Here is a 22,789-nt window from a genome sequence, read left to right on the forward strand (position 1 = left end):
AATTATTGAATGGAAAATGGAATAAATGATAATATATTATCACTTATAAGTAAAACTCCGGATTCATTGATGCTGGGTATTGCTGAACGTGTAAAGTTGAGGCGACTGGAAAAGGGATGGACGCAAAATATGCTTGCTACAAAATCAGGAGTTTCTTTGGCTTCTTATAGGCGCTTTGAATCGTCAGGGGAAATGTCCTTACGTTCACTGGTGATGCTTGCCTTTGCGCTGGATATGACCGATGAATTCGAAGCTCTTTTCAACAGTAAGACCTATCAAAGTATTGATGATATACTAAGGGCAGGGCAATTAAAACAACGAAAACGGGGGAGTAGAAATGGATAATATTTCAATAATAGAGGTCTTTATATCTGGCAGGCGCATAGGGCGAATGGCTCTTACGCCTGAAGGTATGTGTGGTTTTGAATACGATGCGGATTGGATACAGACCGGTTTCTCAATATCTCCATTCTATTTACCGTTGAAATCGGGATTGATAATGGCTAAGCGAGATCCGTTTGGCGGAAACTTCGGAGTATTTGATGATAGCTTACCTGATGGTTGGGGTAATCTTCTGCTTGATCGCTATTTGCAAGAAAGAGGAATAGATCCATATAAGTTGAATATTTTAGAACGGTTATCTCTTATTGGCTCCACAGGACGTGGTGCGTTGGAATATTACCCGGATAAAAGTGTTGTAACTGATGCTGAGTATCTCAATTTTGATAGCTTGGCAAAAGAAGTTGCAAAGATACTTGAGAGCAAGGAAAGTAAAGGGTCGGTAGACCTGCTTTATAAATATGGAGGTTCATCGGGGGGTGCCCGTCCCAAAGTATTTACCAAAGTAGATGGTCGTGAATGGCTTGTGAAATTTAAGGCTACAAATGATCCTGCTGATGTGGGAGAGATCGAGTACAACTATTCATTGCTCGCTCGTGATTGTGGAATACGGATGGCAGAAACTCGCTTGTTTGATAATCGTTACTTTGGAGTCGAACGATTTGACAGAGCTCCTCAAGGTAAAATCCATACGGTAAGTGCAGCAGGATTACTTCACGCTAACTATCGGATTCCAAGCCTTGATTACTCTATATTGCTTAAACTTACACTGAATCTTACCAAGGATATGGAGCAAGTAGCAGAAATGTTTCGATTGATGGTGTTCAATGTATTGATTTCAAATAGGGATGATCATGCCAAAAACTTATCTTTCCAATGGGCTAACGGAGCATGGAAACTTTCGCCGGCTTATGACCTTTTACCAAGTAACGGTTTTAATGGTTATCACACCACGACTATAAATGGAAAAGGAGAACCTGCACTTGCTGACGTCATTACGTTGGCAGCTGAAATAGGGCTATCAAAACAATATGCAACTCAGACCATAGAAGAATTGACTGAGAAATGTGCTGCAAGAAAGATGGTAAAATTCAGGTTGAGATAATTACCGGCTTGATGAGTATCATTTAGCTTATAACTTGATCGGTTTTAGTCGTATGGTAAAGAAAAAAACTCATATAGACTTCTGTCATGAATTGAAAGCACAGAATTTAAAAGTTACTGTCTTGGGAACATACAAGGATTACAACTCTAAAATTGCTGTAAAATGCGATAAATGTGGTTGTGAATGGTCGCCGCGTGCAGGAAGTCTATTGCACGGACATGGCTGTCCCAGGTGTGCCGGAGTCAAACTGAAATCTCATGCGGAGTTTGTGAAAGACTTAAAATCCCTGAGAGATGACGTTATCATAACTGGCCGGTATGTGAAGGCACTCGAAAAAACTAAATTCAGATTCTTGAAATGTGGACATGAGTGTGATATCACTCCTGCACATGTTCTTAGTGGCAGGGGATGTCCGGAATGTGGACGATCCCAGAAAGGAGCGTCTCAGCGCTTGACGATGGAGATATTTTTGGAGCGTCTCCATAAAATCGACCCGAATCTTGTTGTCAGCGAAGGTGCAATGTATATAAACAATCATACACTTATGCCGCTTCATTGTAATGCCTGCGGATATGAGTATCAAATAAGACCTCATGATGTTCTGAACCAACGTGGCTGTCCTAACTGTCACAGGTCCTGCACCTCCTTTTTAGAACAGTTTATATATCACTCATTTGCTCATATTCTGGGCGAATCTAAAGTCATGTCAAGAGAAAAAACGGTGATAGGAGTTGAATTAGACATATATGTGCCTGATTTAAAAGTAGCTGTAGAGCCCGGTTCGTGGCACTGGCATAAAAATATGGTAGCGAAAGACTGGGAAAAGCATCTATTGTGCAAAGATAAAGGCATCAAACTCATAACTATATACGACCACTATGATGATGCAACAGTTCCTTTCGATAATTGCCTGGTGACACATTGCGATCTTGTTTCTCGCCGGAATACAGATAAACTGATTGAAATAACCAAAAAGGTTCTCTCCGAATTCGGATTAAATTCGAACCTTGGTACAAGTGAGTGGGAAAAAATTAAGAAGAATGCTCAAATTGATTCAAGACGAATGAGCACTGAGGAATTTAGAGAAGAACTGTCTAAAATAAATGATAAGATTGAAATTATTGGTGATTTTGCAGGAGCTAATAATAGAATTAAAGCACAATGTAAAGTCTGTAATCATGAATGGCATGTGAGACCGTCTTCTTTACGTTTAGGTTCGGGATGTCCTAAATGTGCCGGTACTTTAAAAATGACACATAATGACTTTGTTGAAAGATTAAATTCATTACAGCCCAATATTATCCCTCTGGCAGAATATATCAATATTGATACTTCTATAAGAATAAAATGTAAAGTATGTGGCTATATATGGTCTACCCAACCCTATCATCTTGTAGCGAAATATAATAGAACCGGCTGTCCGAAATGTGCCAATAAAGCACGGAGAACCCATGAAAACTTTGTTGAGGAAATCGCAAAGCTGTTGCCTACAATTAAAGTTATAGGAACCTATGTAAGTAGGAATAAACCCATATTAGTACAATGTAGTGAATGTGGCAAGACCTGGCAGGCATATCCGGGAAATTTATTGCGGGGAAGCAGCTGTAAAAGCTGTAAATTCAAGAATACAGTGCAACAAAGAAATAAGAAGATAAGGTGTATCACCACCGGAGAAATATTCAATACATTTAAAGAAGCTGCCGAAAAATACAATATAAGCTGCTCAACAATCTGTCTGTGTTGTAATGATAGCTCTAAGCATAAACATGCCGGAGGATTGGAGTGGGAGTATACTATACTGTGAATCACGCTTTTTCTATGTTTCGGGCTTTACTAATTTATAGCCTTTGATATTTCCAGACGAAATCTATTCAAATCAAAGTAGGAAGAAAACCCCATCGTTTCCTTCCTACCCGATTCTTTATTTTCAGAAGTTTTTTTATTATGTCACAAAGACCTTTTTCATCATTTCTTCTTCATTTCCTATTTATGGTGCTTCCGTCACATTAACTGTTACCGTCACCTTCTTTGCCACATCCGACAGATTCTGTATCTCAAAGGTTGCCGCCGCATTTGCTGGGAACGATCCTGTGGGAAAATCCTTTGCATTTTGGTCCAGCGTCAAGGTATAGTCTATAGCTTTGGTGTTATGTCCTTCCGTCTTATCCGCTTTCAACCAGGCAGGTAAACCAACAATCCGGCTACCGCCTTTGGCAGTCACAGTAAGTTTCATGGACGAGGTGGTTCCGGCATTGGCCTGTTTCTGCATGTTGAGTGTTCCTGTGATCACATCCGGTGATTCGCTTCCGGCAGTGTAGGTATTTGCCGCATCCGGTTCTGATGGTGTAACTGCTGCCGCGGCAATTCCCGGCACTCCTACATCGGCTTTCACTGCAATCTGGCTTTCTTCGCGCCCTGCCTTGCTGCGCAATAAGATGATGGCTTTCGGGAAAAGATTCCCAGAATAGCTATCGGCTTTTGACACTTTACAAGTATACGATGCTGATCCGGCACGGGTTACCGGCGTGATTTCCGTCTTCAGCCACTCGGCACTGCCACCCGCGGAGCTTGTATAGACAATGCTGCATTCCGCTTCCGAATTGCTGGTGAAAGGAATACTGAAATACTCAGTCTCATCCGGGGAGACGGTGGCTGTATTGTTACTCGCAATAACGGTTGCTCCCACTCCTGTCAGTGTCCCGATAGCCAGTTCATTTTCCGGCTGATACTCAAAGTCCCCGCCATCCGTCCAGTCCGAAACGGTGATGTTCACATCCAGCTTGAACGGGTCGGCGTCGGTGATGCGCACCGTGTAGCGGTGGTTGGGCTTTACCTCGATGTAACCGCCCGTGCCCGCTACCGACTGCTCAAATTCTACCATGTAACTCACCTCCTGCGGTATATCCGTCTGGTTCAGCGCATACTTTCCCTTGATAATCAGATACCCCTTGTCGGCAATCGGACTGGGATAGCTGTAGAAAGCCCCTGTTTGTGTTCCCTTATTGGCATTGGCGCCGTCAAAGTCACGGTCGGGGTAGGTGATAAGTGTCTTGTCCGGATCGGCATCTTCCACGGGAACCACCGGAAAGAAGGTAACGCCTTTGCGGCCGTGCCCCATCGATACACCGGTGATGGTGAGATGTGACAATTTCTCGTCATTGATGATATCGAAACGGGAGACGATACGCGACAGTGTCATATTGATTCGGGTACGGGACCCCATACTGATATCCCGCAGGTCGAGTGCAGGGCTGTAGGAACCTACCATCGGCAGGGGTGTCAGCAAGATGTCCGTATCCTCGGTGGGGTCCAGCAACGGAGTGGTAAAGGTGAGGAAATCCGTTTCAGTGGGAATGCCCGCTTTGGTCACAATATTATAGTCCGCACCCGGTGAACTCTGTTCCAGCGCTACGAAATTGGTGTATTCCGCTCCGGATTTCAGCAATTTCGGCTGATTGGCAATGCAGTAGAATTTGGTGAACAGGCCTTTCTTGGGGCGCAGGGTGGCGAGTGCTACGTTGTCACCCTCCACGGTCAATATAATTTTCGTAGCGTTAGGTATCGTAGCACCGTCCGAACGATAACAGAACCGTTCCTGATAAGTATATGGCCCTTCTTCCTTGTCCGAAGAGAACACGTAAATATCCAGTGAAGTGATTTCATTCTCTTCGGTCGTGGCGATGGGGGCATCGGCGCGGGTGACGGTTTTTATGTTCAGCTTGTTCTGAAAGCCGAGAATGATTTCACGGCGCGTCGGGTCATTGGCCAGCGGGTCATCACCGGGAGTAGTGGCCGGCAGCACTTCCGCTTCGCTGCAGCCCGCAAGGGACAGGGCAAGCAGGCCTATCACCCATGCAGAAAACTGTTTTCTATTTTTAATCATAATCTTAATATTATTGTTATTACTTACTTATTTACTGATATTTCGCAAGTTATTCATATCGTCCTGATTAAAAGAGTATCTGTTTTAATTAACCGAGTATTTCAATTCTCCTCCTCCGGCGGAGGAGGAGTACCCCAACGGGGGGGTGGTAGGTGAGAAAATAATTCCTTATTTATATGATTCATCGGTATTTCTTACTTTACCTACCACCCCGCCCTTTGGGCACCCACCCCCTCCGGCTCCCCCGTTATCGGGGGAGAGCAACCTCCTGGGAGGAGGGGAATTGGGATAGTTCATTAACATACAGGCTGCTCGCAGGATTTATATTACGGTTTAAGGAGCTACAGCAGCCGCACTCACCAGCACTGTCACGTCTTCCATGCCCGAGATATTGTTTTTCAGCACAATCGGCGCGGCTGTGAAGTCGGTAACGGCATCCTTCACGGTCAGGGTGAACGTCTGGCTGCCGGTAGCATCCGTCGGAGCGGTTCTTGCAAAGGCAGTGGTCTCGGCAATGGTGAACCAGGACGACAGCGTGCTTGCCGTCACGCCTTGCGGAGAAGTAATTTTTACCTCAACAGTGCTTCCGTCAGTGCGGGGCACATCAGTAATCTTATAGTTATTGTAAGCGGCTCCGCCCGTTGTCCCCGTCAGTTCAATCGTTGTAATGGCAGGATCGAGCAATTCCACCGTCAATTCCAGTGTCTGAGTTGCGTCTCCCAGATTGATAATCTCGAACTTGCTGTTTACATCGCTGGTTGCCGTCACGTCTTTCAGCATAAGCGTGTAGTACTCTTCCACTGGAGTCGAAACAGAAACATCCGTGGCGGGAGTACCCGTCGTGCTTGGCGCAGGGCCTGATTTGCTCTTCGAAACTTCCAGCCAGGGAAGCTGATTATTCAATACTAATTTCGTTCCGAACGGACAGCTTGCCCCGAGTGTGATGCTGCTCTTGCTCGTTTTGTACATCGTGAGTTTACCATTCGCCTGATCGTATAAGTTGAAATTACCCGTAGCCGCATCCGGTGTGGCAAAATCCAGTACCGGTGCCGTGGCGGGCGGCACAATGGTCAGCGTAGTATAAACCGATTCATCCTGTGAAGCCGATTCATTGGCCAGGGTCAGTGTAACGGGAACATAAGGAGTGGCGGCAGTCAGCGTATATTTGAAGGTCATGGTAGTGGTGGTCACTCCGTCCACGACTTCCGACTTGTAGGCAGCATCGTCATGCTCCAGCCAGTCGATGTCCCATCCCGTTGTGGTGCTGAACTTCGGCTGTACCTTGCCGCTGGCCGTAGCGGTCAGTGTGATGACTTTCTCCGTACCGTCGGCTGTCACACTGATTTCTTTGGTGGCGACGTCCGCATCGGTTCCTTCCACATTCAGGGCGGTCACTACGGGCGCGGCATTGTCGGGCTTAACGATGACTCCGCCGCCACTGGTCCAGTCCACAATTTCAAAGAAGGCGGTGATGGTGGCTTCCATTACTTCCTTGATGTGCAGGGTGTAACGGGTGTTGGCCACTACGTCTATGAATGCAGTCGCTCCGCCGGTATCTGGAGCACGCTGTATGTCGAGATGGTATTCCACGGGCACAGGGTCTTTCTGCATCGGGTTCTGGTATTTGCCTTTGATGATGAGGAACGCCTCGTCCGTGTCTTTCAAAGGATAGGTGTAGAGGGCACTCTCCGTCACTCCCTGATTGGCTTTGGGCAGCATCAGATAGCTGCCTTCGGCTACGGGGTACTTAATGAGGCTGGCAGTACGACCGGCATCATCCAGTGTGGTCAGCGTCCCCGGCATCACGGTAGCCTGGTTGCGTCCGTTTCCCAGCGCGACGCTTTCAATGATCAGTCCCGTCTTGGCGGATTCATTGTCGATGTCGAAGCGGCTCACGCGGCGTTTCAGTTCGATGTTCACCGTGGCGATATTGCCCAGTATCTTCGTTGTGCCGCTTCCGGTCATTACTAATGGAGTGCCCAGGGCGGTGCCTGTCGGCTCCAGTTTGGCGGTACAGTACTTCTCAAAGTCCGTGGCTTTCGTGCCGGCGGTTTCTATGGCTCCGGTGGCGGCGTTGGTTTTCACCGCTACCAGAGGGTCTATTGGGTCTCCGTCGGCTTTGTAGAGTGTGGTGCTGTTGGCTACGCAATACAGTTTCAGGTTGGGGATGCCCTTCAGCTCCGTCGGGAAGATGGAGGCCTTGCGGGCGGTTCCGGCACCGCTCAGTTTGAAGGTTTTCGCTGCGGTGTCGTCCTGTGCGGCGGCTTTCCACGTTTCCAGATACTGGTAGTCTCCGCCGTCGGCGGTGGCTGCAAATACATAGATGTCCAGGTTGTCAATCTGGTTCTCACTTTCGGAAGCGATGGCGCGGGTGTATTCCTGCGACTCTCCTCCGCCACTAAATACGAGACGGATCTCTTTGCCTACTCCTTTTCCCGGAGCGTCGTCGGTGCCAAGCTCCCCCTGGCTGCATCCTGCAAGCAGGGCCAGCAGAGCCGACATCCAAAGCATGTTTTTCGTTTTCATCATTTGTCTATACTTTTTTTAGAAAGTTAATAATCTTATTGTGAGGCATTTCCCGGGCCGTACTGCTACGTGTGGCGTAGACGGTCAGCTACGCCGGTAGTAGACGGCCGTCTATGCCATCCGTAGGTGGCCACCTACGCCACACGTAGCAGTACGGCTGCCGCCGGACTATCCTAACGGGTCCTCTTCCAGACCTCCATCAGGACCGAGACCGCCTCCATCGGGTGCTTTGCCTATATAGATGGTTTTCATCACGCTGCGCGGCACTTTCAGCATGGTCTTGCTGTTGCTGCCGAATTGTGTGGTTACTTTGAGTTCATACGTTCCGTCCGCCAGATCGGCAGGGATGATGAACGTCAGTTTCGAGGGATCGTTTGTCACCCAAAGGTCTTCGGCTACTTTGGTTTCCTTTCCTGAACTGCTTTTCAGGGTGATACCCACTGACGGGTCGGTTCCCACCACTTTCAGCTTGCTACCTGTAAGGGTGAAGGCGCGTCCTGCCGTGGCTGAAGCATCCTGTGCACGGGTGGAGGCATCCTGCACGCCGCCGATGTACATGGCACTGCCTTTCTCGCCGATGATGCCCACTGTGGTTGCCTTGATGGCTTCCCGCAGGTCGGCGCCTACGTTGAAGTTCACCACGATGGAGTTCTTTGCCGGATTCCAGGTGGAGTTTTCTATGACGCCGCGGAAAGCGACTGAGGCGTAATACAATCCCGTGTTCACACTCATGCCGGTCATCAGCATGCGTTTGATGACCCGCTTTTGCAGGTCGAAGACGTGGCGGATGGTTTCTTCACGCAGACCGGAGTCCTCCGCTTTCAGTTCGGCAATGATGCGGTTTTCGTCCGCACTGCCGATGGATACGGGGACGAGGATCATATCCTCCTTGTTGTCCACGGTCACGGTGTTGTCCGCCAGTTGGCCGTTGATTTGATACTTGATTTCGTTTGCCATAATTTATAAATATTTATAATGAATACTATCGGTAAAACCGGAGTCTTGCCGTTGTTGATAATCGAATAATTATGGCATGAGGAATGAGTCTCTTAGAGAAAAGCCGGAAGGGAGTTTCACAAAAAAATCATTCCAACATGTCAAACGAGCTTTCGTTCTTTGACATGTTGGAATGATTTTATAAATATAGGGTAACGCTTAAAAGTTAGGCGTTAGTGTGCGATGTTATAATATGATAGTATTTGATATGCTTGTTCATCAATTAACTTTTTCTTTTCTTCTTCACTGAGTTTCATAATTCAACTCCTTCCTCTTCTACATTTTTAAAGAATGGTGTACCTTTTCGTTTTATCCATTCGGATAGGGTATAAAGTTTCATGCTGAAATACTCTCCAAGGTTCCACCCCAGCTCTACAAAAGGATAAGCGTAAGTATCGAAATCTGAAGGAGCTATTTTTTCTTTATCTAAAAGTAATAACATATCCCAGTCAGAGTCGGTAGTAGCATCACGACGTGCCTGCGAACCAAAAAGAATAAGTTTACCTGATGGCAATACAGTTCCTTTCAACTCTTTAATTTTATCTATAATCTTTTCTGTAGTATGGGCCATGATCTTATTGTTTTGATGAAGGCTTTACAAAGATAATCATAATTTCTATTCTCAGCATCCCGAAGAACAGGTTTTTACGTTTTTATCAAAATGTATATTCTATTTATAGAGACACTTTTGTGTATTATAAAAATCATTCCAACATGTCAAAGAACGAAGGATTCTAAATCCTAATATTAGAGGCAAGCGGATTACGAATCCGCTTGAACGAGGCTATTTAGTAATGGAAAGCAACTGCGTAATAGTCAGATTCTGCTGTATATTTATCCATTAATACCCATTTAAATAAGGCTGTGCCTGATGACGTGTTTATATTGCTTATCCTTAGGCCGCATTCATATATATCGGTATAGTCTGTATTATAAAATCTGCCCTCAATGAAAACATTGGTAAAATATGCCGGGTAGGATTGAGTTCTCTCTCCATCTATGACCCAATCACCAATTTTAAAGAAATCTCTTAATATAGGCCAACCAGGCATGAACCAACCATTTCCCATACTATTTATTTTGCTAACGGCTGATTGGTAATTGACATATGTTGCTACTCGTATACAATATATGTTGTTGATCTTAGATGCCCAATATCCGCCCCCAATAGGCAACTTATTAAAAAGTGTGATGACCAAATTGTTAAAATAGCTAGATTCATTTGACTCGAATGTATAAGTACCTATCGTTGCATCACCATATTTGCCACCAGTCTTATTTACACTTGTAGTAGATATGTAAAGTTCGAATTCATCCCATGGCTCACTAGCACTCCAGGCATGTTCATTCGTTAGTCTGAAGCCGTCAATGGCAGAAGATGGTGTTTTCAATCCTCCTGGAGAAGTAATAGAAAAACGTACTTTATCCTTTCCATATAATCCAGCCACATCATTTATATAAAAATTAGCAGTTGCATCATTTATCGAAGTGCTTATACTATTATTGGGGGTACAACTATATAGTGTAGGCCGCGAAGAGGCATATTCTATAGTATGAGTTACTTTCTTGCTTGTATCTTTGAGATTACGAATATCAAAAGTGAGTGATCCGGCAGAATTATAATTTCCTCCTTGGATTCCTACGCGGTAAATTTTCGTAGTATTGTCTGTAGTACTCACTAAACTATAGGTAAAATCTCCATTATTACTGTGGATTTCACTTCCTCCAAGCGAATACACTTGTATCTTATAAGTAGAAGTTGTTCCACTCTTTACCCGTTTGGCTTTCATCGTAGTTCCACTGTAAGTATTCGTTGTGGGCAGCGGTTCACCTATAAGAGTCACCGTCGGTGCTTGGAATTCTCTCGCAATATTCACTGTCATTCCTATGCCTCCTGTTGCATTAGTGAACACGATTTGTGTATCATCAAAACTTGTTGCGTCTTCCTTTAGTTTGAAAGTGAAACTTACTGTTTTATTTTCCGGTGTGTTACGCGTAGACACCGGTGTGATGTTCTCCAGCCATGACGGACACCTGCTTATGGTAGGTTTACTGTAATTATCCATCGTAAGGGTGAATTGGTTGTCCTTGATGATAGGCATAGTAAGCGTGGCTGTGGTAGCTGTTATAGATGAAAGACTGATGCCTGCGCTTGGATTTGTTATTTGTAAGCTACTGATTCGATTGGGGAGTAATTTCACTTTGATATTTTCGGCTTTTGTCTCGTTCGAACGATTTTTCAAGGCTACGATGATTTCTTTTTCAGTAAGATTGACATCATCCGTGCTTGCCCACCGGAAAGTATATTCTTGTGTAGTATTTACACTTGAAGTAGGATTAACGGTAATGCCCGAATTGGCTGGAAGTTCCACTTTGCTGCCGCCAATAGAAGTGATATTTATCGTGCCTGTGGATGTATTAGCGCCGATAACCTGTACCAGATAGAGTGTATTGTCCGCCGCATCCCATTTATTTACTCCGTCAGGATTCATTGTTCCGCCTGTGGCTTCTACGACAGGAGTACCAAAGGTCGTATCTATTAGTATCACTTCTTCACTGCCTCCCGCTTTATCCGTTAGGCGCAGGATGCCGCGAGGATAACTGTCGCCGGCGTAACTTTCATTGAAAGAGATTTTGTATTTTACTTGTTGCGTGGCTTCTGCCCGTGTTGTGGTGACAGGGATTTCTTCCAGTTTCAACCAGCCGTCAGCAGGGCTGTTGCCGTTATAAGTCAGTTGTACATTTACTCCGGCATTGGAACCTGTGGAGATAGCAAAACTACTTCCTGCTTTGAGCGCCAGTGTCACAATATTGGTGCTGATGTCGTAAGTGGTTTCACCCACAGGCAACAAATCAGCTACCGCAATTGTCTCCAATCCGTTGTCGGGCTCGTAATCATCTATATAGTCTCCTGTTTCCCAATCCACCAGACGGATATTGGCTGTCAGTTCAAAAGGGTCAGCTTCTGTGATCTGTACTGTATAGCGGTGGTTGTGGTTTATCTCGATTAGGCTTCCGTCACCATCGGTCACACGTTCGAAAGGGATGCGATAAGATACCTCTTTCTTTTCATCCGTCAGGTTCATGGCATACAGTCCTTTCAAAATCAAAAATCCTGCATCTATGGCTTTACATGGGTAGCAATAGAAAGCTTTGGTGGTAGTTCCTGCATTGGCGTTCAGTCCGTCGAAAAGGCGGTAAGGGTATGTAATCAGTTGACCGTTTGTGGCGGGAACATCTCCTGTCGGACGAATGGGGAACAGTGTTACACCTTGTCTTCCGTTTCCCATGCTGATATCTGTGATAGTAAAATGAGACTTCGTAGCATCGTTTACTATGTCGAAGCGTGCCACGGCGCGAGTGAGTGAAACATTCAGTCGCACGTAAGTTCCCATACTGTATTCGCGCAAGTCGGTGGGCTGACTGTTGGCACCGGACATGGGCAGCGGGGCAAGCAGGATATCAGCATTAAAGCCGGTGGAATTTAATAGCGGGGTATTCAGTTTAACGAAATCACTTTCAGTAGGTGTTCCGGGGCTCGTTACCATGTCTCCGGGTACGCTGGACTGTGGTTGTGAACTTTGCTGTAACGGGGTATAATTCGTGTATGTATTTCCTGCGGCATCATCCATTTCGGTTTGATTGGCTACGCAATAAAACTTGGTGAATAAACCTTTGCGAGGGTAGAACACCACATTTATTTTCCCGGCGGTCTCGTCCGCTTTCAGTTCGAGAGGGGAAGTACCCGCGGGCAGGGTTCCGGCATCCGAACGGTAGGAGAAACGTTCCTGAAAGGTGTAAGGCCCTTCCTCCTTGTCACTGCCGAAAGCATAAATATCGAAACTTTCAATGCGGTTTTCGTCCTCCTCAGCTATACCGTCGCGGGTGATAGTCCGGCTTTCGGGTGTACCGTTCACAAGGATCAGCTTGTTTTGTAGAGAGATTACCACCGAACGGCGGTTAGGGTCATTGGCCTGCGGGTTCTCCGGTGTTTCGGGAGTGCCGCCTATTGTTTCCACTTCGGAGGTGCAACTAGCCATCAGGCAGGACAGTATCACCAATGAAAAGTGCAGAAAGAATTTAGCGAATGTTTTCATGCTTGTTACTTTTATGCGGTTATTACTTATTTCCATTCCTCGTTCTTTTTATTCTCTATTATGTTTTCTGTTTTTCGTTCTTTATTTTTCATTCTTCATTTTCTTCAGGTTCTTCCTCGCCTTTTCCGGTTCTACTCCCAGTGCCTTGCGAAACCATTCTTCCGCTTTCTTCCGGTCACCTTCCAGATAGGCCAGCACACCGAAATCATTCCATGCACGCGGGTCATCGGCCACCTTGCTCAGATATTGCCGTGCGCTAACCGGATCACCTGCCATGATTACCGCCGAAGCCGCATTAATATTGGCCAGCACGTCGTCCGGAAAGTGGTAGGCGGCTATCTCATAAATTTCACGATATTGCTCCGTGCCGGGGCGATAAAATGCGGCTACCCGGTACATCTCCTGCAATGATAGCAGGCGGGGATGGGTATATATCAGACTTGCCGCCTCTTCGATATTGAAAGCGCGGGCCTCATAGCCCACCGTGATACGGATACGTCTCAACTGCGGGAAATAGCTTTTCAGAAGTTCCCGATATACGGTTCCTCCATGCATATCCATCAATTGCTTTTCGCGTCCTTCAAAAATGCCGGTTCGGGCAATGAGGGACAATACTTCGTCACCGTGATTCATGGGGCGACGTTGCAGAAGTTCCACCAATCCGTCCCAGTCTTCGGGTACGGAAGAAACTTTATAAAGATCGTGCCCCGGTGCATACGTGGCACGCATATACTCCTTGAAACAGTGTGCGCGGTTGGAAGCCAGTATTTCATTGTCCTTGTAGATCCCGTCGGGCGAGGCGTAACCGCAGATGGAGATACTCGAAATATTTGCCAGATTTCCTTCGGTGAGCGGACGCATCAGGCTGTCCAGTTTCTCCAGTTCGGGACGGTTGTTGTGGAATTCGCGGCGGACGTCATAAACTCCGGTAGGGTAGTCTATATATAAGGTGGCGCTTTCCGAACGGTGTTTCTGAGTTTCCATATCGGGGATGAGGTAAGTCACCATGGCTGTACACTCGGCACAGGGCATACAGTCCGGTCTGCTTGGAGTTTCCTGTCGGTTGGTGGCATTTTCATGTCTTTCTGTAACTGCCTGCGGGATTGCCGTCTGCTCCGGCAGATTTACAGCCTGTCCTTGTGAAACGGCCATTTGCCCCTGCGAAATTGATACCTGTCCCTGCGGAACATGGAAAGGGCTTGTCAGGGTAAGATCGGTTATCACCGGCTCTACTCCGAGCATCTTCATCCGGCAGCAATCCCGCCGTTCGCGCATCAACACCAATGAAGCGTGTTCCATCCATGGGCTATAGGCAACGGATACCTTATAAATAATACTGTCTTTCCGGTTTCGGGCATAAAGCGTACGGTAAGGAGGCAAATAGCCGGGAGACGGTTGAAGCGCCTGCCGCCTGTGGTCGGCACGGGCACGGCGACGTCCGCTCACAACCACAGCGGGCAGCTCTTGCAGACGCCCTGCGCCACGAAGCACGGGAGTGAACAGATAAGCCTCCGCATTCCCCGCTTTTGCATCACTCAGATTGAGCAGCAGTTCTATGTGAAGACTGTCTCCCTGCGTAAAGACGTGCGAACCGAGTGTTAAAGTTCCGCCCGCCCATGCTTCCGCAGTCAGCAGTACCCCAACCAGACATCCTATTATTTTCTTCATCCTTTTCATCCAGCCTCTTTAATTTTTAATTATTAATTTTTAATTGCCTTTTTATCCCAGTCCTCCGCCTTCCGCCCAGTCCGACGAATTGAGCTGTGTCACTACAATCTTCTGCCCGATGGTTACCAGCAGGTCAAACTCCTGTTCCGTGTTTTCATCCAGACTGACGGGCAGTTTGCGAAAGAACAGTTGCAAGTCAATCTCCTTCATAATCCGCTCATTACCCCGGTAGATGCTCAGCAACGGATGTGATCCTGATGTCAGGCGATACGTTACTAATTCTCCCGTCAGTTCATCGTTATAGTTCATTGCTGCCTTGGCTTGATGCCATATTACCGGGCTGCCTATGGAGGGAAATGTAAAAGCTCCGTCACCACTGGCCAGCGGTATGTCGTAACCTGCCGGAAAGCCGTATTCGCAAGGTACGCCCCGCAGGCGGAATGTATAGCCTCCTGTTCCTTCCGCCGGAAAGTATCCGTCTTCCCAATGTACGGTAATCCGGAGGACGGCGTGGCAGTGGGTCAGGTAGATGGTCCGGTTCACTGAATTTCCCGTAGCGGGAATTTCAAACGTGCTATATCCATAGTATAGTCTTTCGGTGTTCGGTCGATATTCGCTTGTGGATGTTCCTGTAGCTGTTCCCGTGGCCGAAGTCATTGCCAGTTCACGGATTTGCGTCACGCCGGGTTGGGGTGTGGGTACTACATCGCTTTCATATCCCCAGTTTCCCCATGCCACGAGGGTATATCGTCCGGGAGCTAACTCTCCCTGCCAATACTCCAGGCTGTCGCCTTTCAGTAGCCGGATGTCCTTCAACACTCCGTCCGCATCGAAAAGGAACTGGTGGATGTTGTCCACATACATGGAGAGTTGTCCGGCGTCGGGCCTGCCGGCATAGCGGTAATTCAGCCGTACATTGTAGGGACACACTCCCGGTTCGTCAAAATCGAACGTGCAGGAGGTGCAGAACCATAGTATGCAACAGAGGATTACCATAACTTTCATCGGATGAAATAAATGAGTGACACACCGGCCCGTGTAGGCCCGAAATAATTCCTTTTATAATGTCCCATGCGCTCGCCGCAGCCCGCGCACCGGTATTTATCATATTCCATGCGGGCATATCCGCCGCCAATTACGGCTTCTATCGAGAAGCGGTCGCCCAGCACCCAGTGATAACCGTAAGTGATACCTCCGCCATACAGGTTGCCCCGGTAAATAATGTCTTCCATACCCGAAAAGAAAGGGATCTGGCCTACGTTGTAGTAAGCGTAATGTCCGTGCACTCCCAGGAAGTGTCCCTCGAACTTGCGGCAAGGCCAGTAGCGTAATTCCGGTTGTATCAGGCAGAGATTCAGCTTCATATCATTGCCGAACTTCCAGGCGTTATAAGCCCCGTTCAGTGCCATTGTGAAATGACGGCTGATGCTGGTTTCCACTCCTGCATTGGGTGTGGTAGTTCCCCACAATAGCAGGTCGGTGCGCAATGCCACGCGTTGGGCAAAGGCAGCGGTACTCATCAGACTGAGCAGCAGGAACAGCAAATAAAGTCGTTTCATGGCAATTCGGATTTATTGCACAGTTTAGATATGGGGTATGGAGTTCTCCATAAGGCATTCGCTCACGGGAAGTTCGGCTATGGAAATTTCCATCAGATAAAGGCGTGTCATCTGATTGACAATGCCCAGTTTGCGGGCTGTCGTCCCATAGCAGGAATAGAATTTTTCGTCACTGGGGCGGTTGAAGTAAACGCCTTCTCCCAATGCTTCAAGAATGGAAAGGAGGTTGATTTGATGATATGCACAGGCAAGGTGGTAGGATTCGGGGCGGTTATCAGACAGATTATCCGGTCGATTTTCTATCAGTGCTATCAGGCGTCCTTTTGATAGCTTTTGCAGCAGGTACGTAACTTCGGAAGGTGAAGGATTAAGGGAAGTACTCAACTGGTAATCCTTATACTGTATGTCGTGCAGTACTGCCAGAGCGAGTTTTGTTCTGAGTGTTAACATAGCGCTTGCTTTTTATGTAGATTATTGTCTGTTTTGTTTGGAATGTTCCGATTCCCGGTAGGAAACGGAACGGGCGCTATTGCAACCATAAATTAGGTGGATAATAATCGTCCCTCCTAACTAAAAAGGAAGACAATTACCAATTTTATCTTCCTGTATTCCTCAATTTTATAATGAGATGCTCCGTATTAAAGTATGGGTAAGGGGAACTTTGTATTCAAACAAAAAAAGTGAAAGCTTTTTAATCAATACAAAGAGCTTTTCCACTGATATACCATATTATTACAGGAATATAATATTTATTGACATGACTTTTTGAGACAAAATCTAACTTTCAGGATAAGAGAGATGTTTTTGTCGTGTCTGGTGTTGTAATTTAACTGATTTTTTACAGAAAACTGGGAAACTTCGATAAGTATTTCCTGCTTTTCTTGTTTATTTCAATTGGAAATCGTTCCTTTACCGCCGGAATCGTTCCGTTTCCTACCGGGAATCGGAACAGAAATATGAAGCTCATTCTGAGAGCTTTTACTCTCTTTATCATTCCTATTTCCCTTTCCCTTTTCTTTCTTCTTCCATTCCTTTTCTGCCATTGGATTAACCAACGCTGCCATCTGCAAGTTTACCACTGCCAGTTGTTCATCAGAGAACGATCTCAAATAAGTATGCGTAATTTCCTCTGAAGCATGGCTCAACCCTGCACTAATCTTAGATACGGGTATATCCTCATTATATGCCAATGTCGCCCACGTATGGCGTGCTACGTATGAAGTCAGTCTCACTCCCAATCCTAATCGTTCAGATAATCGATACAAATGTTTATTGTAAAGTCGCAAGGCACTCTCATACTGTTTCCTCTCCTCAGGTATACTTCCCGATTGGCGTATAATCCTTAATAAATAGGGTGAACCCGAATCATCACATAAATACCTCTCGATAATTTCCCACATCCACGGTTCAAGCGTAATCGTTAACATCCTCCCCGTCTTGCTACGGCGATAGCAAAGCACATTATCCTGAATATCCATCTTCCGTAGATAAGCCAAATCAATAAAAGGAATCCCTCGTAGATAATAAGAAAGAATAAACAGATCCCGTGCCACCCCCAAACTTGGCACATCCTCCAAATCAGCATCCACCACCATACGAAGCTGTTCAAGACTTAACGCCCTTTTCCTCGTCTCCTCGTATCCCGTAAATACCTCACTAAAGAGCCGCTTAGCGTCTTTCAGCTCTTTCTCCTTTTCTGCTTCTCGACAAATAGCCCGCAACGCTCGGAAATAGCACGCTGAAGTATTACGTGAACATCCCGAAGCCCACAAATAGTGTTCAAAGCCCAAGAAAAATCCTGCCGTCAATTCTTTAAAAGTAACTAACTCCATATTAGCAAACTCTTCCAAGCTATGCAGCATACTCCTGCAAGTATGCTCCGCCGAGAACTTAAACAACTCGCCCAAACTATCCGCATGAGTTATAATACCCTCCTTTAATGTCTTCATTTTCATCACACTGTTCTTTTAATTAGTATCTCCTCTCAACTCTACCTTCTATCATTTGTTTTGTATGGAAAAGGAGGAAAACATCAAAAGTAAGAACAGGAAAGATGGCTATTTGTCATGAAACATGTATAAATGTCTGTACCTAATGTATATAAACAAAAAAAGTAGCCATCTACATCAGATAACGACTTAATTTCTTATATTTCGCCTGGGATTCTCCTTGTAGAGTTACCACGCTGATATTTAAAACTTTATATTTTTTGCTTCAAGCATATCCCATGAATTATCCCACTAATTTGTTACGCGCTTTTGCGGTAGTTTGCTCATGGAAAATACTGTGTGTAAAGATTAATGATCCTTTTTGAATTTACAAAAAGAAAAGCGATTTTATACAGTTTTCCCCAGTACACTACCTTAAGGGTTGTATAGCGTTATTTTTTTAATAAGACCTTCACTGCTTTGCAGTGTTTCACATCATTTTGTGCGTTGGTCGCAATTTTCGGGAACAAAAATGGGAGATAATCATAATTTTTCAATTGACTTTATCTCTTTTATTTCTTTTCTAGCATATGTACCATATACTTTTACTGAAGTTTCTTTAATTTTTGCAATAATTTAACGGTGACCTTAGCATTAAATTATTGTCATTTTCAGACTCTAAGTGAACAATAGATCATCTGCAATAAATTCATCTATATCAAAATCTCTTGTAGTTTCCATGTCAAGTTGTTGTCGTATCCTTTTTATATAATTGCGATATAATTTATCGTTCTTGTAGAGCTTTTGATAATTGTAATTTTCAAATTTCGTCAATTCGTAATAAGTAAATAATTCTGTTTTCTTTGAGATTGAATTGCGAAAAAGTCTATCCATATACTCGTTACAACCATCATATAACACTTTCTCTGAAAGCATATTATAACTCATAACCAACTCATATAGATCGAACTCCTTTATATTTCCGAAATTATCCACTGCATGCAAGTTATTTCCTTTGGCATTTAACTGCATTTGTGTAATTCTAAAAGAGTTGTGGTTAAAATTGAGTGGCATATAGTCAGACTTGTCTTCAAAATTAGAAGTATGAGCCCCCATAATATTTCTCAATTCAAAAATCCTATGGTTTCTGAATTTACTTACAATATCTTTTTTGTTGGGAATTTTGCATATTTCATAAATCTCTATTATTGCATTTAATTGCAGATAAATAGCATTTAAGATACCATATAACTTTATGTACATTTCGCCAAAGTTTTTGCCAATTCTTTTGTTGAATTTTTCCAATCCAAAAGTAGAAAAATGGGTTATGGCACTTTCTGTATCCTCAATTAAATCAATACAGCTGCGAAATCTTAGTATATCACATTCATGCTGGAATTTCAGCTTCTTCTTTATTTTTATATTGATTTCTTCATTTGTGCCATGTATATTGCTACATCCCCAATTCATAGACGATAAGAGTAGCATTGCACATTTCTCCTTAGTTGTTGATTTGTGAAATATTTTTTTCATTTCTTTTTCTAGTCTTTTCAGTTAGTGTTAGCCATTAAAATGGTAAATTCTCGAAATCACCTGATTCATCTTCATTTTCTTCAAATTGTTCAGAAGGAAAATCCTTTTCAAGTTTCTTCTTGATTGCGAGAACAGCAGTTTTTCCATTCTCTAAAATATCTTTGATTATCCTTTCAATATATAAAGATTGATTTTGATTTGTGCCTATCCATCCACCCTCTATGATGGTTTTAAACCCTGTATTATCTAAATATCTTCCTACATTATCGTAGCTAATCGCTTTCCCTCCTCGTTCACCTTCAATACATGTCTCATTCTCTAGCACTTTAATGTAATCAAGAGGTATGTACATTCCGGTGCTTAAGCCAACATTATCTGGATCAAACTCAAGTCGCGGACATAGCTTGACAAAAAATGGATTCTCATTAAACCGATAATCATTTATAAATCCGTTGCCACTCGTTGATCTCAGGGATTGGATTATTGAATCCATTCGAGATATCTCTTCAGCAAATTGCAAATTAGGAAGCCTAAATACAAATTTGTCCCCTTCCTTTTCCATGGCTTTGTATTGAACCATGATAAAGCATTTAAAATCTTCATTGAAATAAATCAAATCAGTTCCTAGAAGTTCTTCTAACGGTAATCTATTTGCCAGTAAGACTGTGAGACGCGTCTTGCTATTTTCAAATACTGAGGATGAATATTTTGTTGATTTAATCAAATCAAAGCCGGGAATGTTCGATAAATCATTTATTATCATAGAATCTTCCCGAAGTCTAACTTGAGCAATACCATCAAGAAACGATATGGGCTTTTCAGCTTCATCATAATCCCATCCTTGCGCATTATCTTTGTCTATCCCGGCAATGTTCATTGCTGTTAGTACAGCTTCCTTTTGTTCCGCTAATGATTTTTTTGCATTCTTGGAAAGCCTTGAAATCCTTAATTGCCTACTTTTGGAATATTTGTCTAAGAGAGGAATCGTATCTGGGGCTTTCCTTAAGAAGACACTAAGAAATTCCTCAAAGCATCTAGGGGAAAATAATCCTCCAGAGTTTATCTTATTAATCAAATGTGCTCTCACTCTGGAACCTGTGGTATTAGCTATCTCAATAGCAGAAACAGGCTTTTTAAGCTCGAATATATCTTCTATATTAAGTCTTCGTAAGTCCGTTCCTGCACGAACTCCTCGCTTTCCATGCCCAATATGGGTTATCGCCCCTGATTTATTAGTAATAAAACATACTAATGGCACATGCCTCGGATGAGCAAATTCCGGGACAGGTTCAGCAAATTTATAGTGCATATTTCCTTGAAAGGAGAAATACCTGCGATCATTTAAAATTAAAAAGTAACCAGCAACTCTTGACATCATATTTCTGATTTAGTATTCCACTTTTCAAGGATTCGGAGAATTATATACAAATTATCTACACACGCATATATCATCTGATAGCCTTGAGTAACATAAGGCAAACTTCTGTCAATTTGTATTAAGCGAAATGAGTTTTCTATATCGCTACTTGGCAAATGAGCATCGCCATGTCTTAATTCATAGACCCCAACAATAGGACTTAGAATCTTTCTTGCGTTTTCCGAAGAGATCTTTAATGCCAATAGATTTTCAATTGTCTTCAAAGAACCCCATTTTGTATTTTTAGGGGGAACTGCTATTTTTTGAACAGATTCTATATCAATGTCATCTACTATTATTCTTGCAATATCTTTTGCTAGAGAAAATAATCCATTCTCATTAATAGCCCTGAATCTATTTATCGATTTAATTATTTCACTAATAGAGTGGTGTCCTCTAAAAAAACGAATATCTAATTGTTTTTTAGCTTCTTCATTTATTTCTGTTATCACTCTTTCTATAAAAGCCTCTGGTGCAAGGGTTGGTGCTGGCTCTGCTTTAACCTGAGATGCATGTAATTCTTTAGATATTCCACCTTCTGGAGCAATGTTGAATCCTGCCCAGATTTGCTGTTGCCATTCGGGCAAATTCCCAACATCCTTCGCATAAACAGTAATTAATCCTAATTCATTGACTCCAAAATGAATTCCTCCATTTGGAACACATGCAACACGTCCAGTGTCTCTTGTATACCAATTTAAGGAGCTGCCTCTTATTGATAATAAATTCGAAACGAGTTCAGGTTTAAACCAAAGCCACTTTCCTCCTTTATTTAGACTATTTCCACTTTCTTTATTCCCTTCTGCGTCAGTGATGTAATATATATCAATGGGGTGTTCATCTCCTAAGATGATAGAACTTGTCTTTGCGGGATTTATCCATTCATATTTCCATAATTCAGACATTATTCTATATAATTTCTTCCCTTGAAAACTTTTCTCAAAAAAATCCGATTTGACATTTTCATCTGTTGGGAATGAAGTCATATCAGGAATATCCTCATTTTCATCAATGTCAATTCTTCCAACATGAGAAACTGCCATTTTTTGGCCATAAGGAAATCCTCCTTCATGTATTTCTAATGTTCTACACTCCCAAAGATTCCGTCCTTCTTTTACTTCTTTAGATGATTCTGTCCATGAGAGAACGGAGGTGTTTTCACAAATTTTATCCCTGCTATAATAAGAGGTCATATATAACCCACATTTTCTAGCACATAGGTAATCTTTTAAAAAATGATTCTTGATTTGCAACAACACTGGGCTTCCTTCTTGATTTCTTTCAAGTTTAGCAACCTCTGCATACCCTTCACTTGGGCAGATCCAAATGTCTCCTTCCCTTTTAAGGCCTAAACTTATAACTAAATCCTGATGTAGATGCCATTCATTACAATCCAGATTATTGTCAAAACTTTGATTTAGAACTAAATTTATTCCTTCAAAGTCATTATTGCAATAAACATCAGCTGGCATATACTTATCCCCATGAAAGGAGCAATTGTGAGTATGGCTAATTCCAATATCAGTCCAATCTAATTTTTCTGAAAAAGATTGTTGATCTATTGGCACCATTATAGAGCTATGCCCAATGAACTCTTCTGAATAATCAATAAAACCGAATCGAACTGAATTTCGAATTTCTTTTTCAGCTCTAAGTGGAACCCAAACAGAATTATCTAATTTGCGTTTTCTTAAATCGTGCATTTCAAACCAAGATTGATCCATAAGCTATCTTCTTT

The 22,789-nt window shown here is 43.8% G+C and carries 17 protein-coding genes; 3 read left to right on the forward strand and 14 right to left on the reverse strand.

The window, feature by feature from the left end; genetic code table 11:
- The first annotated feature begins 9 nt into the window (after positions 1 to 9).
- The 3 genes from DWW10_RS05610 to DWW10_RS05620 are packed head-to-tail and all read left to right on the forward strand — an operon-like array spanning position 10 to position 3,248.
- Positions 10 to 345 (forward strand): helix-turn-helix domain-containing protein, encoded by a 336-nt coding sequence (locus DWW10_RS05610; protein ID WP_118421503.1) that lies wholly within the window; start codon positions 10 to 12, stop codon positions 343 to 345.
- Positions 338 to 1,444 (forward strand): type II toxin-antitoxin system HipA family toxin, encoded by a 1,107-nt coding sequence (locus DWW10_RS05615; RefSeq protein WP_118487006.1) that lies wholly within the window; start codon positions 338 to 340, stop codon positions 1,442 to 1,444. Before DWW10_RS05610 ends, DWW10_RS05615 begins: the two co-directional genes overlap by 8 nt.
- A gap of 52 nt (positions 1,445 to 1,496) precedes the next feature.
- Positions 1,497 to 3,248 carry a PDDEXK family nuclease gene (locus tag DWW10_RS05620; RefSeq protein ID WP_118487008.1) on the forward strand — a complete coding sequence of 584 codons (1,752 nt, stop codon included), beginning with the start codon at positions 1,497 to 1,499 and terminating at the stop codon, positions 3,246 to 3,248.
- A 183-nt stretch (positions 3,249 to 3,431) separates the two neighbouring features.
- Here the strand turns inward: DWW10_RS05620 and DWW10_RS05625 are convergent, their stop codons facing one another.
- The 14 genes from DWW10_RS05625 to DWW10_RS05685 all read right to left on the reverse strand — a co-directional run bounded on the left by DWW10_RS05625 (position 3,432) and on the right by DWW10_RS05685 (position 22,775).
- Positions 3,432 to 5,327, reverse strand: a complete 1,896-nt coding sequence (locus tag DWW10_RS05625) for a fimbrial protein (RefSeq protein WP_118421505.1) — start codon at positions 5,325 to 5,327, stop codon at positions 3,432 to 3,434.
- A 333-nt stretch (positions 5,328 to 5,660) separates the two neighbouring features.
- A complete protein-coding gene (locus tag DWW10_RS05630) occupies positions 5,661 to 7,133 on the reverse strand; it encodes a hypothetical protein (RefSeq protein WP_259320420.1) in 1,473 nt (490 codons plus the stop codon).
- 217 nt (positions 7,134 to 7,350) lie between these two features.
- On the reverse strand, positions 7,351 to 7,599 hold the full coding sequence (locus tag DWW10_RS26355; protein ID WP_259320421.1) for a hypothetical protein: 249 nt from the start codon (positions 7,597 to 7,599) through the stop codon (positions 7,351 to 7,353).
- 422 nt (positions 7,600 to 8,021) lie between these two features.
- The gene (locus DWW10_RS05635; protein ID WP_118421507.1) at positions 8,022 to 8,810 is read right to left on the reverse strand and encodes a DUF4469 domain-containing protein; all 789 of its coding nucleotides are present in this window, start codon (positions 8,808 to 8,810) and stop codon (positions 8,022 to 8,024) included.
- 292 nt (positions 8,811 to 9,102) lie between these two features.
- A complete protein-coding gene (locus DWW10_RS05640) occupies positions 9,103 to 9,420 on the reverse strand; it encodes a nucleotidyltransferase domain-containing protein (protein WP_118421508.1) in 318 nt (105 codons plus the stop codon).
- 217 nt (positions 9,421 to 9,637) lie between these two features.
- Positions 9,638 to 12,982 carry a hypothetical protein gene (locus tag DWW10_RS05645; protein WP_118421509.1) on the reverse strand — a complete coding sequence of 1,115 codons (3,345 nt, stop codon included), beginning with the start codon at positions 12,980 to 12,982 and terminating at the stop codon, positions 9,638 to 9,640.
- Between the two features lie 45 nt (positions 12,983 to 13,027).
- The gene (locus tag DWW10_RS05650; RefSeq protein ID WP_259320422.1) at positions 13,028 to 14,614 is read right to left on the reverse strand and encodes a DUF3868 domain-containing protein; all 1,587 of its coding nucleotides are present in this window, start codon (positions 14,612 to 14,614) and stop codon (positions 13,028 to 13,030) included.
- Between the two features lie 51 nt (positions 14,615 to 14,665).
- On the reverse strand, positions 14,666 to 15,619 hold the full coding sequence (locus tag DWW10_RS05655; RefSeq protein WP_118421511.1) for a FimB/Mfa2 family fimbrial subunit: 954 nt from the start codon (positions 15,617 to 15,619) through the stop codon (positions 14,666 to 14,668).
- Positions 15,616 to 16,173, reverse strand: coding sequence for a DUF3575 domain-containing protein (locus tag DWW10_RS05660; protein WP_118421512.1), 558 nt, complete (start codon positions 16,171 to 16,173; stop codon positions 15,616 to 15,618). The genes DWW10_RS05655 and DWW10_RS05660 overlap by 4 nt, the downstream gene beginning before the upstream one ends.
- 24 nt (positions 16,174 to 16,197) lie before the next feature.
- Positions 16,198 to 16,623 (reverse strand): hypothetical protein, encoded by a 426-nt coding sequence (locus DWW10_RS05665; RefSeq protein WP_118421513.1) that lies wholly within the window; start codon positions 16,621 to 16,623, stop codon positions 16,198 to 16,200.
- A gap of 440 nt (positions 16,624 to 17,063) precedes the next feature.
- A complete protein-coding gene (locus DWW10_RS05670) occupies positions 17,064 to 18,128 on the reverse strand; it encodes a tyrosine-type recombinase/integrase (RefSeq protein WP_118421514.1) in 1,065 nt (354 codons plus the stop codon).
- A gap of 651 nt (positions 18,129 to 18,779) precedes the next feature.
- A complete protein-coding gene (locus tag DWW10_RS05675) occupies positions 18,780 to 19,634 on the reverse strand; it encodes a hypothetical protein (RefSeq protein ID WP_118421515.1) in 855 nt (284 codons plus the stop codon).
- Between the two features lie 34 nt (positions 19,635 to 19,668).
- Positions 19,669 to 21,012, reverse strand: a complete 1,344-nt coding sequence (locus DWW10_RS05680; RefSeq protein ID WP_259320423.1) for a hypothetical protein — start codon at positions 21,010 to 21,012, stop codon at positions 19,669 to 19,671.
- Positions 21,009 to 22,775 carry a hypothetical protein gene (locus DWW10_RS05685; RefSeq protein WP_118421516.1) on the reverse strand — a complete coding sequence of 589 codons (1,767 nt, stop codon included), beginning with the start codon at positions 22,773 to 22,775 and terminating at the stop codon, positions 21,009 to 21,011. Before DWW10_RS05685 ends, DWW10_RS05680 begins: the two co-directional genes overlap by 4 nt.
- Between the last annotated feature and the right edge of the window lie 14 nt (positions 22,776 to 22,789).

The sequence above is a fragment of the Bacteroides intestinalis genome (genome assembly GCF_003464595.1).
Classification (GTDB): Bacteria; Bacteroidota; Bacteroidia; order Bacteroidales; family Bacteroidaceae; genus Bacteroides; species Bacteroides intestinalis_A.

What these genes read in the sequence shown, in the direction of transcription:
- DWW10_RS05610 (WP_118421503.1), top strand. Translation starts at nt 10, where the DNA reads ATGGAAAATGGAATAAATGATAATATATTATCACTTATAAGTAAAACT.
- DWW10_RS05615 (WP_118487006.1), top strand. Translation starts at nt 338, where the DNA reads ATGGATAATATTTCAATAATAGAGGTCTTTATATCTGGCAGGCGCATA.
- DWW10_RS05620 (WP_118487008.1), top strand. Translation starts at nt 1,497, where the DNA reads ATGGTAAAGAAAAAAACTCATATAGACTTCTGTCATGAATTGAAAGCA.
- DWW10_RS05625 (WP_118421505.1), bottom strand. Translation starts at nt 5,327, where the DNA reads ATGATTAAAAATAGAAAACAGTTTTCTGCATGGGTGATAGGCCTGCTT.
- DWW10_RS05635 (WP_118421507.1), bottom strand. Translation starts at nt 8,810, where the DNA reads ATGGCAAACGAAATCAAGTATCAAATCAACGGCCAACTGGCGGACAAC.
- DWW10_RS05640 (WP_118421508.1), bottom strand. Translation starts at nt 9,420, where the DNA reads ATGGCCCATACTACAGAAAAGATTATAGATAAAATTAAAGAGTTGAAA.
- DWW10_RS05645 (WP_118421509.1), bottom strand. Translation starts at nt 12,982, where the DNA reads ATGGAAATAAGTAATAACCGCATAAAAGTAACAAGCATGAAAACATTC.
- DWW10_RS05650 (WP_259320422.1), bottom strand. Translation starts at nt 14,614, where the DNA reads ATGAAGAAAATAATAGGATGTCTGGTTGGGGTACTGCTGACTGCGGAA.
- DWW10_RS05655 (WP_118421511.1), bottom strand. Translation starts at nt 15,619, where the DNA reads ATGAAAGTTATGGTAATCCTCTGTTGCATACTATGGTTCTGCACCTCC.
- DWW10_RS05660 (WP_118421512.1), bottom strand. Translation starts at nt 16,173, where the DNA reads ATGAAACGACTTTATTTGCTGTTCCTGCTGCTCAGTCTGATGAGTACC.
- DWW10_RS05665 (WP_118421513.1), bottom strand. Translation starts at nt 16,623, where the DNA reads ATGTTAACACTCAGAACAAAACTCGCTCTGGCAGTACTGCACGACATA.
- DWW10_RS05670 (WP_118421514.1), bottom strand. Translation starts at nt 18,128, where the DNA reads ATGAAAATGAAGACATTAAAGGAGGGTATTATAACTCATGCGGATAGT.
- DWW10_RS05675 (WP_118421515.1), bottom strand. Translation starts at nt 19,634, where the DNA reads ATGAAAAAAATATTTCACAAATCAACAACTAAGGAGAAATGTGCAATG.
- DWW10_RS05680 (WP_259320423.1), bottom strand. Translation starts at nt 21,012, where the DNA reads ATGATGTCAAGAGTTGCTGGTTACTTTTTAATTTTAAATGATCGCAGG.
- DWW10_RS05685 (WP_118421516.1), bottom strand. Translation starts at nt 22,775, where the DNA reads ATGGATCAATCTTGGTTTGAAATGCACGATTTAAGAAAACGCAAATTA.